The following is a 16,056-nucleotide window of genomic DNA, read 5'->3' on the forward strand; positions in this document are numbered from 1 at the left end:
GTGCGTTGATGCGCATGTAAATCGCACTCTCCCGGTCGTGATCAGCGATGTGCGGCGATGTGCGCGCGGAGCCTGGACTTCCACTGGAGGTAGGAGTGGATGTCGTTGGAGTCGAGCAGGCCCTGCGCGGCCCTGTCGCTCCACTCGGCGGTCTCGTCCGCGTCGACGCCGAGGAAGCGCTTCGCCGAGCGCTCGGTGTGCGGCGGCACGATGCCGGAGCGCTGCCGGGCCGCGGCGCCGAACACCACGCCCTGGGCGAAGTGGACGAAGTACGGCCCCGTCGCCTCCTCCAGCGCGTCGAAGGTCGCGTCGTCGGCGGCGCCGGCGTAGGTGACGGCCAGGCCGACGCCCGCCCACAGGTGGGGGCGGGCCGGGGTGGCGGCCCGGCCGATCACGTCGGCCACCCCGGCGGCGTCGGCGGACTCGGCGAACCACAGGGCTCGTCCGCAGCCCGCCAGCCGGGCCTCCCACTGCGGTCCGGGCGTGCGCCGGGAGCGCTGGAGCAGGGCCCGCAGGCCGCCGAAGTAGACCTCGCCGAACCCGGCGCCGTCGATGGCCAGCCACCGCAGCAGCGGCGTGGACGGCAGTCGCGGCACGACGGTCACCTTCATCGGCGAGGCCAGCCAGCCCGCGCCGACGTGGATCAGGTGCGTGTAGCTGTCGCCCGGCCCCGTCAGCAGCCGCCGCAGCGCGCCCGCGCGGCCGGCCGTGGCGAGGTCGAGCAGGCCGGCGAACATGCCGGCGCCCTCGTAGGCGAACCCGCGCTCGCTGTCGGGCACCTCGGCGTGCAACCTCTCGTGCGGCGCCCTCCAGTGCGCCGTCGCGAGGTTGAAGCCGGTGAGGAAGAATCTCGCGTGCTCTTCGAGCACGGACCGTGCCTCCGGCCGGTCGGCGCGGAACCCGCGGACCACGAAATCAGCCGTGGCGAGCGGGATCGTGAGCGGCGAACGAAATCTTGACAGAAAAACCGGAGCTGAACTCCCGTTGAATTTCCTCACCTCTACCACACCCATCCCAGGAAAGCTCGTACCGCCCGGGCGACCCGACCTCGTCGAGCCGCCAGCAGGACTCGACAACCCTGTCTACCAGCGGTTCAGCGGCGCATCAAGACAAAGTGACAAATTCACACGGATGCCGTGCATGGTTGTGGAACGCACGTACCAGCCATCTTGACCGATCTACCGGAAGGATCTTCCGGACGTTGCGCAGGCAGCAACGACGACCCCGCGCGGCCCCTGGTCTACCATTTTGGGGACGCTGCGCGAGCATTCGGCGGAACATCCAAAAAATGCCCTCGCCAATAGCAGGCGTGGCAGGGCGACCAGACAGGCGTCGCCTGCCGGTTAATTTTTTGTTATGACGTTGTTCCGCGGCCGGCGCGGCGATCCGATCGCACCGGGCAGGGGCAGCCGCCGCGGTGGCGGCGCCGCGAACCAGCGAGTGCTACGAGTCGTCGGGCGTGGCCGTGGCCACGTCGGCGGCGTAGCGGTCGTGCGCGGCGACGAGCGCGTCGCGCACGGCGGGCTCCACCAGCGCCGACCGTAAGGACTCGCGCGCGGCGGCCACCAGGTCGCGCACGCCGAAGCCGAGGTCGGTCGCGGCCAGCCGGTACTCGCCCAGCACCGTGGAGCCGAACAGCAGCGGGTCGTCGGTGCCGAGCACGACGGGCACCCCGCGGGCCAGGAGCCGGCGGACCGGGTGCTCCGCGAGGTCCGCCACCACCCCCGTGCGCAGGTTGCTCGTCGGGCACAGCTCCAGCACGACACCGCGTTCGAGCAGGTCGTCCACCACCGACGGGTCGTCGGCGGCGCGGAACCCGTGACCCAGTCGCGGCGGGTCGAACGCCAGCGCGTCGCGAACCCCGTCCGCGCCGACCGCCTCACCGGCGTGGGGCACGAACGGCACGCCCCGCGCCGTAGCCCAGCGCACCGCCTCCGCGAACAGCGAGGCGGGCCGACCGGGCTCGTAACCTCCGATGCCGAGGGCGACCACACCGCGCCCCCGCCCCAGCACGCACCACTCGGCCGTGCGCAGGCAGTCCTCGACGGAGAGGTCCCGCACGTGGTCGAGCACGAACCTCACCACCACACCGCTGTCGCGCAGCGCCCTCTCCGCTCCCGCCCACAGCCCGTCGACCACCTCGTCGAACGGGATGCCCCGGTCGCGGTGGTGCGTGATCGCCGAACACGTCGCCTCGACGTACACCACGCCCTGCGTGGCCAGGTCGGCGGCGAGTTCGGTGACCGCCCGAGCGAAGTCCTCGGGCCCCCGGAACACATCGGTGCAGGTCGAGTAGAGGTCGGCGAAGTGGCGGAAGTCCCGGAACCGGAAGCGCTCGGCGAGCCACTGCTCGTCCAGGCCGGTGAACCGACCGCCGTTGCGGCGGTCGAGGTCGAGCAGCGTGCCGGGACGCAGGGAACCCTCCAGGTGGACGTGCAACTCCGCCTTCGGCATGCCGGCGATGAACGAGGCCAGCTCGTGGGACCAGACCGGAGGGCAGGTTCGGATGACCACCACCCCCCCAGGATCTACTTTCGTGCCGGCCCAGTGACGTCGATTCGGCTGCTATCTGTTGTAGCAGCGAGCAGCACACCTCTGTCAAGGCCGCAGGCGCACAACCTGCGGTGGTACGTCCCCAGACCGCCACTCGCTAGTGCTTTGTCAATGGTACTCGTTACCAGACTCAGAGCCAATCCCGTTGACAAGTACCTGCCCGTCGTCCAGGACCCCTCCCTCCACACAGGACCACCCAGCCCCCTGCACGGACACGGCGGCGTGCTCCCCGGCGGCGACGAACCCGGGCACGGCCGCGACCACCGCGACCGCCACCGCGAACGCGACGACCCCGACCACCCGAGCCACCCCCCGCCCGACCGGCGCGCTGAGCGTCAGCCAGGCCAGGGCCGCGACCCAGGCCAGGGCACTGGCCCTCAGTTCACCTCCGCTCCACTCGCCCGTCACCAGCTCGCCCACCGCCGCCACATCCGTGCCGACGACCAGCGCACCGACCCCGACCGCGGCGGGCAGCCACCCGCGCGATCGACCGCCTGACCAGGCAAGCACAGGCAGGACGGCCAGCGCACCGGTCATTAGCACCACAGGCACCACCACCTCGTTCGGGTCAAGCCGCTCCACCCGAACGGGCACCAGGGCCAACTCCCCCACCACCGCCACCGCCGCCGCGGCCACCACCACAGCCCGAGCACGCCCCCCGAGACCCTCGGTGAACGGACGCAGCAGCGAAGCCCCGGCCACCACCACGAGCGCAATCACGATCAGTAGCCGCAGCCACACCCCACCCAACGAAGAAGCCCCGACCGGCTCAACATCGTGGTGCTGTGCAGAAGCAACGCCACCCAGCGCGACCACCGAGGCGGGCACGACCACCGACAAGATCCCCCACCGAAGGCTCCCGCGCACCGCACTCCCCCTCCGACCAGGTTTGCTTTACTTTAGAATAGTAAGCAGACAGTCCTGGGGAGGCGGCCAGGTGGACCAGGCGACTCCGGCCCTCCCCGGGAGCCGACGGCCCGACAACCCCGGCCCACCTCGACCTCGAAGCAACCCGGGGTTCGAACCACCCGCCCCCGCGATCCACCCGCGACACAGACGGATCGGGACATCCCATCACCGTACGGATGACACTCCACCGGGTGACACAACAGGACGCGCCCCACCCCAACCGGCCACCACCACCCACCGGCTGAAGCACAACCCAGCCCGCCGTCCCGCACGCACCCACCGTGCTCGCCCGGTGACCCCAGCGCAAGAGCACCGACCCCAGGGCCGGGCCGCAACCGATACTCGATCCCTATAGCGAGGCGCGCACGAGACCGCCGGGTACGCAACCAGGCCCCGCGCCTCCGGCCACAAATCTCCCGTGCGGACGCCACCCACCCCACCGCGACGACCCTCCCCCGCCGGATCACGACGCGGCGCAACCCCGACCGCTCCGCAGGCCGAGACACAAGCAGGCCCCCGGAGCAGAGCGTAAAATTTCTACCACGCTCCGTTACAGCAACGCCGCTACCAGCAGCTTTAGCTCCTGAGCGCGCCGTCCACCACCCCGATTTTGGCCACCAGGAACGATCATGTAATCTATGCACACACCACGGCGAGAGCCGAGGGGTCCGGGTGGCGGAATGGCAGACGCGCTAGCTTGAGGTGCTAGTCCCCGAAAGGGGGTGGGGGTTCAAGTCCCCCCTCGGACACATAATTCGCCCCGCGAGATAATTCCAGGTCACCTGGGATGCTCGTGGGGCGTTGTGTTTCCCGACGTCTCTTCGAGCCTACCTGCTGGACCGTGTTCGTGGGGTGTCTGCCAGTGTGCCGGCAGGAGCAGTGGGCGGCGTCCGGCTCGTCCCACGACCTGCCGACCGCGGTCACGGCCGTGCCGGCCCCGCGGTGGATACTCAGCTCCCCCGGCCTGGGATGCGTCCCGCGACCGGGCGGTGCGGAGGGCGACGTGGAACCCGATCTGCCGGCGCCGACGCTGGGGTGCTGCCGGGCGGATCGGTCGCCAGAGAGGCTGGTGCGGGGAGCGGGTTGTGTGAGCCGGTGCCTCGACTCGGCCTGCGGGCGCATCGGGCTGATCCGCTGCCGAAGCCGTCGCACCACTCAAGGTCAGCAGGAGTTGTTCGCCTGCCTTTCCACGATGATCTCCGGTCCCGGGCCTGCCATGGACAGGCTGCGGTGCCAGGCGCCTGCGTGGTGTGCGCGCTCGCCCCGTGGTGCCGCGGTCGAGCAAAGCGACCCCGGCGACGTCGCAGCGTAAGACGAGGTCGAGTTCGTCGACCAGGCGTGCGGTCTGCTCCGGGCCTGGGTTGTCGGCGATGCTGACGGCGGTGAGGTGTGCGGCGATGTGGCCGAGCAGGTGATCCTCGCGCAGATAGAGGTTGCCCGGCGCGCCTTCCGGTCGGGTCCGGGCGCTGGTGTGACCGTGACGGCAACGGTAAGCGGCGCGACCGTGGGAACGGTGCGAGTCCATCTTCCGTTCGCACAAGCCGCACTGGAGCCTGCCCGCCAACAAGTAGGCGCACTCTCCTCCGTCGTCGGCGTCGACCTGGCGGGCGCTGTTCCTGGTGGCCCGGATGGTCTGTGCGGTGACGAAGTCCTGCTCGGACACCAGCGGCATGTGGGCGATGCGGGTCGAGATCGCCCAGGCGTGCTGCTCGTTGCGGACGCTGGTCCGTCGTCCGCTCGGTGAGCGGGTGGCGCGGTCGGCGCCGGTGCGGTTCCACACCTGATGACCGGTGTAGCGCGGATTGCCGAGGATCTCCACCACCGTACGCAGCGACCAACAACCATGATCGTCTCGACGTCCGTCGCGCTCCGCGTCCGCACTCGTAGGACTGGGCACGGCCTGCTCGTTGAGGTGGCGGGCGATGCCCGCGGCGCTGTACCCGGCCAGACGTAACGAGAAGATCAGCTTCACGGTGGGCGCCGTGGCCGGGTCAGGTATGAGCCGCTGCTGGCGCACGCCGCGCCGCGCCAACGCCCGGTTCGGGTGAGGCCCGGCGTCAACGAGCCGGTAGCCGTAGGGCGGTCTGCCGCCGAGGTAGCGTCCCTGCTCGACCGTCTGCATCCGCATGGCCGTGACGACCCGGTGCCGGGAACGCATCACCTCCGTCTGCGAACGCGCCGCCAGCAACGACAGCAACGCCTCGTGCGCGGGATTGTCGAAGTCCACCGGCCCCTCCGCCTCCGGCAGCCACAGCCGCACCCCGAACCGCTCCAACACCGCCCGCAACTCCCGCACCTGGGCGCCATCGAGGAACGCACGCTCGTACTCGCCGACCACCACCGCGTCGATCCGATCCGCGTTCGCCGCGATGTAACGCAGCATCGCCGCCGCCCGAGGCCGCAGATGCCACGGAACCTGACGGGAACACCCGACCTCGAAGTACTCCCCCACGATCACACCGTGCCCGCCGGTAAGCCTGCGGGACACATCCAACTGCCACGCCCTCGATGTCCGAGGGTCCTGATGTTCATGAGTGGAAGCGCGACCGTAGAACAAGAACCGCAGGTTCACGACAGGAGCGGCATCCATCGCCGCGATACCCGGCGGGACGGTGGCGGCGATCCACTCGGCGAGCGTGGTGGGGCGGGACAGGGCGGACACCGTCATGGCGCGGTCCTCGACGTCAGAACGAAGCTGGACGTCGAGGTGACGAGAGACTCTCACCAGGATGACGAAGTCTCGCCAAAACACGCTCGGATGGAGCAGTCCGATCCCGCCTACGCATCGACCTTCGATGCTGGTGAAGTGCTCAAGCTGGTGAGCGGTAGGGCCCGTCGACGTAGGTGCCCATGGTTTCCGGATTCACATCACGCTTGGGCAAGGCGTGGCCGGGCGTGGAGTTCCGTCCGACCCGCAGGTGGCGCGGGTCGAAAATCCGGCTCCTGCACGACCGCGTCCTTCCGCACGCGGTATCCAGGTCACCTGAACGGGCGACCTTGGTTCCGATGCGACTCGTCCGCTGTGCCCGCAGCGCCGATCAGCGCACCACCCGGGAGAACGCCGCTCGTCTCCGTGGACAGGACCAACATCCGTTTCGCGTGGTTCTCCGGACGGACGACCGCGCCGACGACCCCGAACCCCGGCGGTGGGGGCACCAGTCGCTTCCGTTGTGCCGGGATGTCGAGGTCGTGGCATCGTTCCCCCGGTGGACGCGCACGAGGTCAGGCGGGCTTTCCTGCGGTTCCTGGGTGAACGTGGGCACGTGCGGCTGACCCGTGCGCCGCTGGTGTTGCGTGACGATCCGACGACCCTGTTCACCGGCAGCGGCATGCAGCCGCTGCTGCCGTACCTGCTCGGCGAGCCGCACCCGTCGGGCACCCGGCTGACCGACGTGCAGCCGTGCCTGCGGGCGCAGGACATGGACGAGGTGGGAGACAACCGGCACACCACGTTCTTCGAGATGCTGGGCAACTGGTCGTTGGGCGACTACTCCAAGGCCGAGCAGATCCCGGCGGTGTGGCGCTTCCTCACCGAGGTGGTGGGACTGGACCCCGGGCGGATCTACGTAAGCGTGTTCCTGGGCGACCCGGAGCACGGCATTCCCCGCGACGAGGAGTCCGCCGACATCTGGACCGGGCTGTTCACCGACGCGGGGGTGAGCGCGGACCGGGTCGACCTGGACACCGAGGAGCACGGGGACGAGGTCGGCAACCAGGGCGCGCGCATCGCGTTCTACGGGCGGAAGAACTGGTGGAGCCGGTCCGGCGGGCCCGACGAGATGCCGGTGGGCGACCCCGGCGGCCCCGACTCGGAGATCTTCTACCACTTCCCGCAGGTCGAGCACGACGCCCGGTTCGGCCGGTTCCCGCACCAGAACTCCGACGGCGGGCAGTTCCTGGAGATCGGGAACTCGGTGTTCATGACCTTCCGGCGCACCCAGGACGGTTTCGCCGGGCTGCCGCAGCACAACGTGGACTTCGGCGGCGGCCTGGAGCGCATCGCCGCCGCGGCGCTCGACACCCCCGACGTCTACCGGGTCAGCCTGCTGTGGCCGATGGTGCAACGGCTGCGGGAGCTGTCCGGGAAGTCCTACGAGGACAACCTGACGGCGATGCGGGTGATCACCGACCACGTGCGCGGCGCGGTGTTCCTGGCCGCCGACGGCGTGCGCCCGGCCAACCGGATGCAGGGCTACGTGATGCGCCGCCTGGTGCGGCGGGCGGTCCGCTACGGCCTCGAACTGGGCGTGCACGACCTGGCCGCCGAACTGGTGCCGGTCGTGGCGGGCATCTACGCCGACGTCTACCCCGAGGTCGCCGAGCGGCGCGACGAGATCGTCGCCGTGCTGGCCAGGGAGGAGGCGGCCTTCCTGCGCACCGTGCACCACGGCCTGTCACGGCTGGCGGCGCTGGGGCCGGTGGTGACCGGGGCGGACCTGTTCGAGCTGCACGACACCTACGGCATGCCGGCGGAGCTCAGCGCCGAGGAGGTGCGCCGCTCGGGCGCGGCGCTCACGCCGGACTGGGAGGCCGGGTACGACCGGCTGCTGGAGGAACAGCGAGCGCGGTCCCGTGCGGGTCGTTAGGCGCGTCCCGTTCACCACCGCCGTCGTGGTCGTCATGATCGTCGTCGGCGTGGTGTCCGGTGCGCTGTGGACCGCCGCCGAGGACCAGTCGTGGTGGCCGGAGGTGGCCTACGGTGTGCCGTCGCTGGCCGCTGGTCGCTGGTGGACGCTGCTGACGGGGCCGTTCCTGGCCATCGCGCCGTGGGCGTACGGGTTCATGGTCGGCTCGTTCGCGCTGTTCGCGGGCTGGTGCGAGTGGCGGCTGGGGACGCGGTTCACGGCGTGGTACGTGCCGGTCACGCAGCTCGGCTCGGTCCTGGTCGCCGCGGGCCTGCTCGCCGCCGCGGGCGCCACCGGCTGGGAGTGGGCCTCGCGCACGACGGCGACGCTGGACGTGGGGTTCTCCGCCGGGTCGATGGCGGCGGTGGCGATGCTGACCGCGCTGGCCCCGCCACCGTGGCGGTTGCGACTGCGGGTGGCCCTGGCGCTGTACGTGGTGACGTCGCTGCTGTTCGAGGGGACGCTCGCGGACGTCGAGCACCTGGTGGCGGTGCTGGCCGGGTTCGCCGCGGGTCCGTGGGCCGACCGGAGGTTCGGCGGCCCGCCGTCGCGACCCGTGGCGGTTCGGGAGCGGGTGGCGCTGCTCGCGGGCGTGGTGGTGCTGCTCGCGGGCGCCGGTCCCGTGCTGGGCGCGGTGCTGCCCTCGCCGGGACCGCTGGGCGACACCGGGGTCGTGGTCTGGCCGCAAGTGGTCGTGGCGGCGGTGGCGGTGCCGCTGGTGGCCGGGTTGTTCCGGTCCGCCGGGTGACGGGTGGTCGGCGGGTCGCGTGGAGGGGAGTTCGTCGATGAGCACGTTCGAGGCGCGGGCGTCGCGGGTGATCGCGGTCTTGCCGGGCGTAGTGCGCAAGGTGCCGTTCACCGCGGGGTTCGCGGTGGTCCTGATCGCCGTCGGGCTGCTCTCCCGCACCGTGTGGACGCCGGCGTGGCGGGCCGAGTGGTTCCCCTGGATCGCCTACGGCGTCCCCGCGTTGCGCGAGGGCCGCGTGTGGACCTTCGTGACCGGCGCCCTGTTCGGCCTGACGCCCGGTCAGTGGGTGTTCGGCCTGGTGCTGTTCGTCGTGCTGGTCGGTGCGTGCGAGGCGCGGTTGGGCACCCGGCGGGTGGCCGTCGCGGCGGTGGCGGGGCAGCTCGGCGGCACCCTGGCCGCGTCACTGCTGGTGTGGCTGCTGTCGAACAGCGGGTGGACGTGGGCGCAGGCGCTGGTGGCTACGCGCGACGTCGGATTCACCACCGGCACGGTCACCGCCGTGGCGGTCACCTCGGCGGCGCTGCGCTCGCCGTGGCGGCTGCGGGTGAGAGCGGTGCTCTGGCTGTACGTGACGGCGGCGTTCCTGTTCGAGGGCACGCTCTCGGACGCGGCCCACGTCCTCGCCGTCGGCGTCGGGCTGCTGGTGGGGCAGTGGCTGTTCGGCGTCGAACCGGGGTTCGGCCCGCGCACGCGATCGGAGACGCGGATGCTCGCCGCCGCAGGGTTGGCCGTGGTGCTGCTGATCCAACTGGTGGTGCTGCTGTTCCCCGGCCGCGGGCCATTCGGCTCGACCTCCGGCGACGCCGCCCCGGTAGCCGACGTGCTGGTGGATCTGGTCGTTGGCGGGTTCGTCGCCAACCAGCTGCGCTACGGCAAGCGGTGGGCATGGTGGGTGACCGTCCTGCTGGGACTGCTCAACCTGCTCGTCGCCGCGCTGGCGCTGGTGCTCATCCTGGCGGGCAGGCTGCCCGGCGGCGCGCCGGTGGCGCTGGGCGGCGGCGTGCTGTGGGTCGGCCTGCTGGTGTTGCTGCTGTTCAACCGGCGCGCGTTCCGGGTGCAGGCACGCCGCCGCGTGCCCGGCGGTGTGGCGGCGTCGAAGGACGTGCTCGACCGGGTGCGCGGCACGCTGGCCGAGGTGGGCGGCTCGACCATGTCGTGGATGACCACCTGGCCGGACAACCGGTACTACTTCACCGCCGACGGCCGCGGGTACGTCTGCTACCAGCGGCACGCCGGTGTCGCGCTCGCCCTGGCCGACCCGGTGGTGCCGGCGGCGACCATCGCCGACGCAGTGCGCGAGTTCGCCGCGGCCGGCGAGCAGGGCGGGCTGATCCCCTGCCTGTTCTCCGTCACCGACGCCGCCGCCTCCGCCGCGCGGGCCGCCGGGTGGCGCACGGTGCAGATCGCCGAGGACACGATCATCGACCTGCCGGGACTGGCGTTCAAGGGCAGGAAGTGGCAGGACGTGCGCACCGCGCTCAACCGCGCGCAGCGCGAAGGGCTGGAGTTCCGGCTGGTGCGGCTGGCCGACGAGCCCTCGTCGGTGCTCTCCCAGGTGCGGGCGATCTCCGAGCAGTGGGTGGGCGACCAGGGCCTGCCCGAGATGGGCTTCACGCTCGGTGGCGTGGAGGAGGCGCTGGACCCCGCGGTGCGCGTCGGGCTGGCCGTGGACACGACAGGCAGCGTGCACGGCGTCACGTCGTGGCTGCCCGTGCACGGCGAGGGCGGTGTGGTGCGCGGCTGGACGCTGGACGTGATGCGCCGCCGCACCGACGGCTTCCGTCCCGTGATGGAATACATGATCGCCTCGACGTGCCTGGCGTTGCAGGCCGAAGGCGCGGCATTCGTGTCGCTGTCAGGCGCTCCGCTGGCACGCGGCGGCGACGCGTCGCCACCCGCCGGCGTGGACCAGCTGCTGGACAAGCTCGGCGGCGCCCTCGAGCCCTACTACGGCTTCCGCTCCCTGCACGCGTTCAAGGCGAAGTTCTCCCCGCGCTACGAACCGGTGCACATGGCCTTCCGCGACGAGGCCGACCTGCCGCGCATCGGCCTCGCCCTGGTACGCGCCTACCTGCCCGACGCGACACCACGCCAACTCCTGGCCGCCACCCGATCACCGGCCTGACCCGCCGCCGGCGCGCTAGCTGTTGCGGGTCATGACGTTGGTGACGGTGGGCCGGCCCTGAACGGGCGGACGGGTCTTCCGACGGCAGGATGAGAAGTGCGACCAACTCGTCCGCCGAGCAGAAAGACCCGTCCGTGCTTCACCGTAACGCCCCGCTGTCCGTCGAAGGCCGCCACCGCCTGGTCCAACGCTGCCGCACTCGCCCGATCGCCCATGTCGCGGCCGAGATGGGCATCTCGCGGCAGTGCGCGTCGCGCTGGGTCAACCGCCACCGCCGCTATGGCGAGGCCGGGCTGCTGGACCGCCCGAGCGTTCCGCACCACCAGCCCACCGCCACCTCCGCCGAGGTCGTGGCCCGCATCGAGCGGCTGCGTCGGAACCACAAGTACTCGGCCCGCCGCATCGCCCTGGAGCTGGAATCCGACGGCGTCCACATCTCTGTGCGCACCGTCGGGCGGCACCTGGCCCACCTCGGCCTGAACCGTCGCCGATTCCTTGATCCGACCGGCGCGAACAACCGGCGTCCCCGCCGGATCACCGCCCGGTGGCCGGGCCACATGGTGCACCTGGACGTCAAGAAGGTCGGCGTGATCCCCGACGGGGGTGGCTGGCGGGCCCACGGCCGCGGCAGCGAGCAGGCCCGACAGGTGGAACGCGCCAAGAACAAGGGCGCCCGCGCCGGCTACACCTACCTGCACTCCGCGGTCGACGGGTTCTCCCGCCTGGCCTACACCGAGGCCCTGCCCGACGAGAAAGCGGTCACCGCGATCGCGTTCCTACACCGGGCCAGGGCGTTTCTCGCCGCCCACGGCATCGGCCACATCCACCGCGTCGTCACCGACAACGGCTCCTGCTACCGCGCCCACGACTTCGCCAAGGCCCTGATCGGAGCCCGCCACCAGCGCATCAAGCCCTACACCCCGCGCCACAACGGCAAGGTCGAACGCTACAACCGCATCCTCACCGAGGAGTTCCTCCACGCCCACGTCTGGACCAGCGAACAGCAACGCACCGACGCCCTGGACGTCTGGAACGTGCACTACAACTACCATCGACCCCACACTGCCGCTGGAAACCAACCGCCAGCCACTCGACTCCACGACGGCGTCACCAACGTCATGGCCTCATACAGCGCCGGGACGGCGGTCGTTGAGGTCGTCGAGGACGGTGGGGGCGAGCCCGAAGGCCGTGGTCATGCCGATGCCCGAGGTGACCGAAACGACCCGGGTGGTGGGGTGCGGTGCGGCGATGAGGAATTCGTCCGGGGCGGAGGCGTAGACGCCGGTCCAGCGGCGGCGCACGGTCAGCGCGGGCACGCTGAGCAGGCGGGCGGCTTCGCGCAGCACCAGGTCGTCGGTGTCCTCGTCGAGGAACGGGTCGTGGGTGAGGGCGTAGTGGTGGGTGTCGCCGATGACGAGGTTGCCGTCGGGGCGTTGGGTGAGCATCAGGTTGACCACCGAGTCGAGCAGTTCCGGTTGGTCGCGGGCGATGCGGGCGCGGACGTCGGCGGCTGCGGCGGTGCCGGCCAGGCCGGGGTAGCGCAGCATCGAGGTGCCGGACAGGACGGCCGGGTCGATCACGTGCCCGCCGGGCGGCGACACCTCGAACATCCGCAGGCGGCAGCGGCGCAGGCCGGCGGCGTCGGCAGTGTCCGGCAGGAGGCGGTCGACGTCGTGGCCGACGGTGACCACGGTGGCGTCGACGGTGAACGTGCCGCGGGTGGTGCGGACGAGGCCTGGTTCGATGCCGGTCGCGGCGGTGCGCCAGTGGAACTCGACACCCTGCCCGGCCAGCCAGGCGGCCAGCGCGGGCACCGCCTCGCGGGGGTCGACGCGCAGGTCGAGGGGCAGCCGGGCGGCACCCAGGACGTCGTCGGCGAGCAGCGGGAGTTCGATGTCACGCCGGTCCAGCAGGGTGACCTGGTCGGGGCCGCGGGAGGCGGCGAACTCGGCGAGCACGGCGAGTTCGTCCTCGGCGCGGGCGAGCACGACGGTGCCGGCCCGCCACAGCCGGAACCCCGCTTCGGGTGCGAGGTCCAGCCACGCCTGCCGCGCGGTCCCGGCGAAGTCGAGGGCGCGACCGGCCTGGGCGGTGGCACAGATGTGCCCGAAGTTGCGCACCGATGCGCCGACGGCACGCTCGTCGCGGTCGACCACGACCACGCGCAGGCCGCGACGGACGCCTTCCACTGCGTGCGCGAGGCCGACGATGCCCGCGCCGACGATCACCAGGGTGGGTTCCACGACCGTGACACTGCGGCAGTCGGCGGCACACCACAAGCCGCCGAGCAGACTTGTAGTGACAAGTTAGCCCGTTATTCACCCTGCTGGAGAGGCCCGGCGTCGAAGATTGACCGGCACACATCGTGCTCTCGTATGGTCAAGTTCCCGCAGCGAAGGAGATGTGCGTGGGCTCCCTGCGCAACCTCACCGCCGCCGGTCTCGCGGTTGCCGCGCTGACCGCCGTGCCCCTGCCCCAGGCCGCCGCCGCGGTCGTGCCCAAGGTGCTCGTCATCGGTGTCGACGGGCTGATGCTCGACCGGATCGCCGCGGCCGACGCGCCCGCGCTGGACTCCCTGATCACCACCGGCTCCTCGGCGAAGACCTCCCTGTACGCCAACCCGATGGCCCCGACGCTGTCCGGACCGGGCTGGGCGACCATCGCCACTGGCGCGTGGCCCGACAAGCACGGCGTGCTGAGCAACTCGTGGGGCACGAACCACCGCCTCGCCGAGCACCCCGACTTCCTCACCCGGCTCGAACGCGCCGACCGCGCCACGTCGACCTACGCCATCGCCACCTGGGCTCCCCTGGTCACCACGAGCGCGGGCACACCGATCTTCGGCCCCGAAATCGACCTGCGGGTCTCCTCCGGCGGCGATCAGGCCACCGCCGACCGGGCCGCGCAGCACCTGCGCACCACCGACGCCGACGCCGGTTTCCTGCACTTCGACGACGTCGACGCCGCCGGGCACTCCTGCGGCGCGGCCGGCGCGTGCTACCGCGCCGCGGTCACGGCCGTGGACAAGAGGATCAAGCAGATACTCGACGCGATCGCCGCCCGACCGACCCGCGCCCAGGAGGCGTGGAGCGTCATCGTCACCTCCGACCACGGCCACACCGACACCGGCGGCCACGGCGGAAGCACGCCCGGCGAGCGCGCATCGTTGATCATCCACACCGGACCGGGCGTCGCCGCCGGCACGCCGGCCGTCGCGCCGAAAAACGTCGACGTCGCCGCCACGGTGCTCGCCCGGTTCGGCGTCTCCGCCACCGGCCTGGACGGCCGCCCGCTGGGCACGGCCTCCACCGACCCGTTCGACACCGTCGCGCTCAAGCCCGCCGTGCACGAGGCGATCGGCGTCTCCGGCTGGTCGGACACCGCGCCGTCCGGGTGGCGCATCGACAACACCGGCATGGGCACGGGCGGCGTCACCGAGTGGCACGGGTGGGCGTTCACCGACGACGACTTCTGGACCCGCACCGAGACCGGCCAGTGGCGCGAGACCAACGTGCGCGCCCGCGGCGTGTTCGCGGTCGCCGACTCCGACGAGTGGTCCGACCGCGCCCGCACCGGCACGTTCACCAGCGCCCTGGTCTCCCCCGCGCACGACGTCACCGGTCGCTCCCGCGCGACGATCACGTTCGGCTCGCACTACCGCAAGGAGGGCGCCGAGACCGCCACGGTGTCGGTCTCCTTCGACGGCGGCACCGCCCGGACCGCGCTGACCTACAGCGGCGACGTGGTCGCGAAGGTCGAGCAGGTGCAGGTCGCCGTCCCGACCGGCGCGACCCGGATGACCGTGACGTGGCGGTTGGCCAACGGCGACAACAACTGGTTCTGGGCCGTGGACCACCCCTCCATCACCTTCTGACACTGGCCCGAGCCTTCCGGACCGATCCCCCGACGACCAAGACAAGGTGAAGACGATGACCGGCACCACCCGGCCCGTTCCCGTCCGCTACGCCAGGTGGGACGGGGTGGACCTGCCGTTCACGCTGATCAGCACCGCCACACCCGGCACACCCGGAGCGGGCGAGGTGCTGGTCCGGGTGGACCTGGCCACGGTGTGCGGCAGCGACCTGCACACCGTGACCGGGCGGCGGTCGTCACCCGCGCCCTCGGTGCTGGGCCACGAGCAGGTCGGCACCGTGGTCGCGGTGGGGAGGGGCGGGGTGCGGTGCGTGGACGACGCACCGGTGGTCCCCGGCATGCGCGTGGTGTGGTCCGTGACCGCCTCGTGCGGAGACTGCGACCGGTGCGCGCGCGGGCTCACGCAGAAGTGCCGCCGGCTGCGCAAGTACGGGCACGAGCCGCTGGCCGAGGACGCGCCCCTGACCGGCGGGTTCGCCACGCACTGCGTGCTGCTGCCGGGAACCGCGGTGGTGGCCGTGCCCGACGACCTGCCCGACGCGGTGGCCGCGCCCGCCTCCTGCGCCACGGCCACGGTCGCCGCGGTGGTCGCCGCCGCCGGTCCACTGGACGGGCGGCGGGTGCTGGTCACCGGGGCGGGGATGCTCGGCGTCACGGCGGTCGCGATGGCCGCGCACGCCGGGGCGCACGTGATCGCGGTCGACCCGGACCCGACCAGGCGGGAACAGGCCCTGCGGTTCGGCGCGGCCGAGGTCGCCGACACCGCGCCGCTCGACGTGGACGTGGCACTGGAACTGTCGGGCAAGCCGTCGGCGGTGGACGCCTGCCTGCGCGCGATCACGGTGGGCGGCACCGCGGTGCTGGCCGGGTCGGTGTCCCCCGGCGAGCCGGTGCCGCTGGACCCGGAACGGGTGGTGCGCGGGTTGCACTCGATCGTCGGCGTGCACAACTACCGGCCCGCCGACCTGCTGACGGCAATCGCCTTCCTGACCGCCCACCACCGGACTCGGCCGTTCGCGGACCTGGTCGCGGGCGCCTTCGGCCTGGACGAGGTGGAGGCCGCGTTCGCCGCGGCCCGGACGGCGGGGGCCATGCGGCAGGCCGTGGTGCCCCGCTAGGAGTGCGTCCGGGAGGTGACCCGGTCGCCACCGGCCGGACTGCCCGTCGGACAAGTCGTCGACAGCACCGTCGTCGCGCGAGGTGTCGGCCCGGTCGGCCGGTGG

At 71.8% G+C, this 16,056-nt stretch carries 10 protein-coding genes, 1 tRNA gene and 1 pseudogene; 7 read left to right on the forward strand and 5 right to left on the reverse strand.

Features of this window, described 5'->3' with window-relative positions:
• Positions 1 to 41: 41 nt before the first annotated feature.
• From Q5530_RS06035 to Q5530_RS06045, 3 genes are all read right to left on the reverse strand, one after another.
• The gene (locus Q5530_RS06035) at positions 42 to 1,013 is read right to left on the reverse strand and encodes a DUF1702 family protein (RefSeq protein ID WP_415361204.1); all 972 of its coding nucleotides are present in this window, start codon (positions 1,011 to 1,013) and stop codon (positions 42 to 44) included.
• 430 nt (positions 1,014 to 1,443) lie between these two features.
• The gene (gene add / locus Q5530_RS06040) at positions 1,444 to 2,517 is read right to left on the reverse strand and encodes an adenosine deaminase (RefSeq protein ID WP_415361205.1); all 1,074 of its coding nucleotides are present in this window, start codon (positions 2,515 to 2,517) and stop codon (positions 1,444 to 1,446) included.
• A 144-nt stretch (positions 2,518 to 2,661) separates the two neighbouring features.
• Positions 2,662 to 3,387, reverse strand: coding sequence for a DUF6239 family natural product biosynthesis protein (locus Q5530_RS06045; protein WP_415361679.1), 726 nt, complete (start codon positions 3,385 to 3,387; stop codon positions 2,662 to 2,664).
• Between the two features lie 741 nt (positions 3,388 to 4,128).
• On the opposite strand from Q5530_RS06045, the gene Q5530_RS06050 reads away from it, so the two are divergent.
• Positions 4,129 to 4,211, forward strand: a tRNA-Leu gene (locus Q5530_RS06050).
• A gap of 29 nt (positions 4,212 to 4,240) precedes the next feature.
• Here the strand turns inward: Q5530_RS06050 and Q5530_RS06055 are convergent.
• Positions 4,241 to 6,130 carry a recombinase family protein gene (locus tag Q5530_RS06055; RefSeq protein WP_415361206.1) on the reverse strand — a complete coding sequence of 630 codons (1,890 nt, stop codon included), beginning with the start codon at positions 6,128 to 6,130 and terminating at the stop codon, positions 4,241 to 4,243.
• A 538-nt stretch (positions 6,131 to 6,668) separates the two neighbouring features.
• On the opposite strand from Q5530_RS06055, the gene Q5530_RS06060 reads away from it, so the two are divergent.
• The 4 genes and pseudogenes from Q5530_RS06060 to Q5530_RS06075 all read left to right on the forward strand — a co-directional run.
• On the forward strand, positions 6,669 to 8,048 hold the full coding sequence (locus tag Q5530_RS06060; RefSeq protein ID WP_415361207.1) for an alanine--tRNA ligase-related protein: 1,380 nt from the start codon (positions 6,669 to 6,671) through the stop codon (positions 8,046 to 8,048).
• On the forward strand, positions 8,035 to 8,835 hold the full coding sequence (locus tag Q5530_RS06065; protein WP_415361208.1) for a hypothetical protein: 801 nt from the start codon (positions 8,035 to 8,037) through the stop codon (positions 8,833 to 8,835). Before Q5530_RS06060 ends, Q5530_RS06065 begins: the two co-directional genes overlap by 14 nt.
• A gap of 37 nt (positions 8,836 to 8,872) precedes the next feature.
• Positions 8,873 to 10,960, forward strand: a complete 2,088-nt coding sequence (locus tag Q5530_RS06070) for a bifunctional lysylphosphatidylglycerol flippase/synthetase MprF (RefSeq protein WP_415361209.1) — start codon at positions 8,873 to 8,875, stop codon at positions 10,958 to 10,960.
• A gap of 134 nt (positions 10,961 to 11,094) precedes the next feature.
• A pseudogene (locus tag Q5530_RS06075) lies at positions 11,095 to 12,093 on the forward strand (IS481 family transposase); the annotation flags it as partial.
• On the opposite strand, the gene Q5530_RS06080 reads toward Q5530_RS06075, so the two are convergent.
• Positions 12,085 to 13,203 carry a TIGR03364 family FAD-dependent oxidoreductase gene (locus Q5530_RS06080; RefSeq protein ID WP_415361210.1) on the reverse strand — a complete coding sequence of 373 codons (1,119 nt, stop codon included), beginning with the start codon at positions 13,201 to 13,203 and terminating at the stop codon, positions 12,085 to 12,087. The pseudogene Q5530_RS06075 and the gene Q5530_RS06080 overlap by 9 nt on opposite strands.
• 164 nt (positions 13,204 to 13,367) lie before the next feature.
• On the opposite strand from Q5530_RS06080, the gene Q5530_RS06085 reads away from it, so the two are divergent.
• Both Q5530_RS06085 and Q5530_RS06090 read left to right on the forward strand, forming a co-directional pair.
• A complete protein-coding gene (locus tag Q5530_RS06085; protein ID WP_415361211.1) occupies positions 13,368 to 14,834 on the forward strand; it encodes an alkaline phosphatase family protein in 1,467 nt (488 codons plus the stop codon).
• Positions 14,835 to 14,889: 55 nt separating this feature from the next.
• Positions 14,890 to 15,951: a zinc-binding dehydrogenase gene (locus Q5530_RS06090; protein WP_415361212.1), complete on the forward strand. Its 1,062-nt coding sequence runs from the start codon at positions 14,890 to 14,892 to the stop codon at positions 15,949 to 15,951.
• The last annotated feature ends 105 nt before the right edge of the window (positions 15,952 to 16,056 follow it).

The organism is Saccharothrix sp. BKS2 (assembly GCF_047689505.1).
Taxonomy (GTDB): Bacteria; Actinomycetota; Actinomycetes; order Mycobacteriales; family Pseudonocardiaceae; genus Actinosynnema; species Actinosynnema lopnurensis.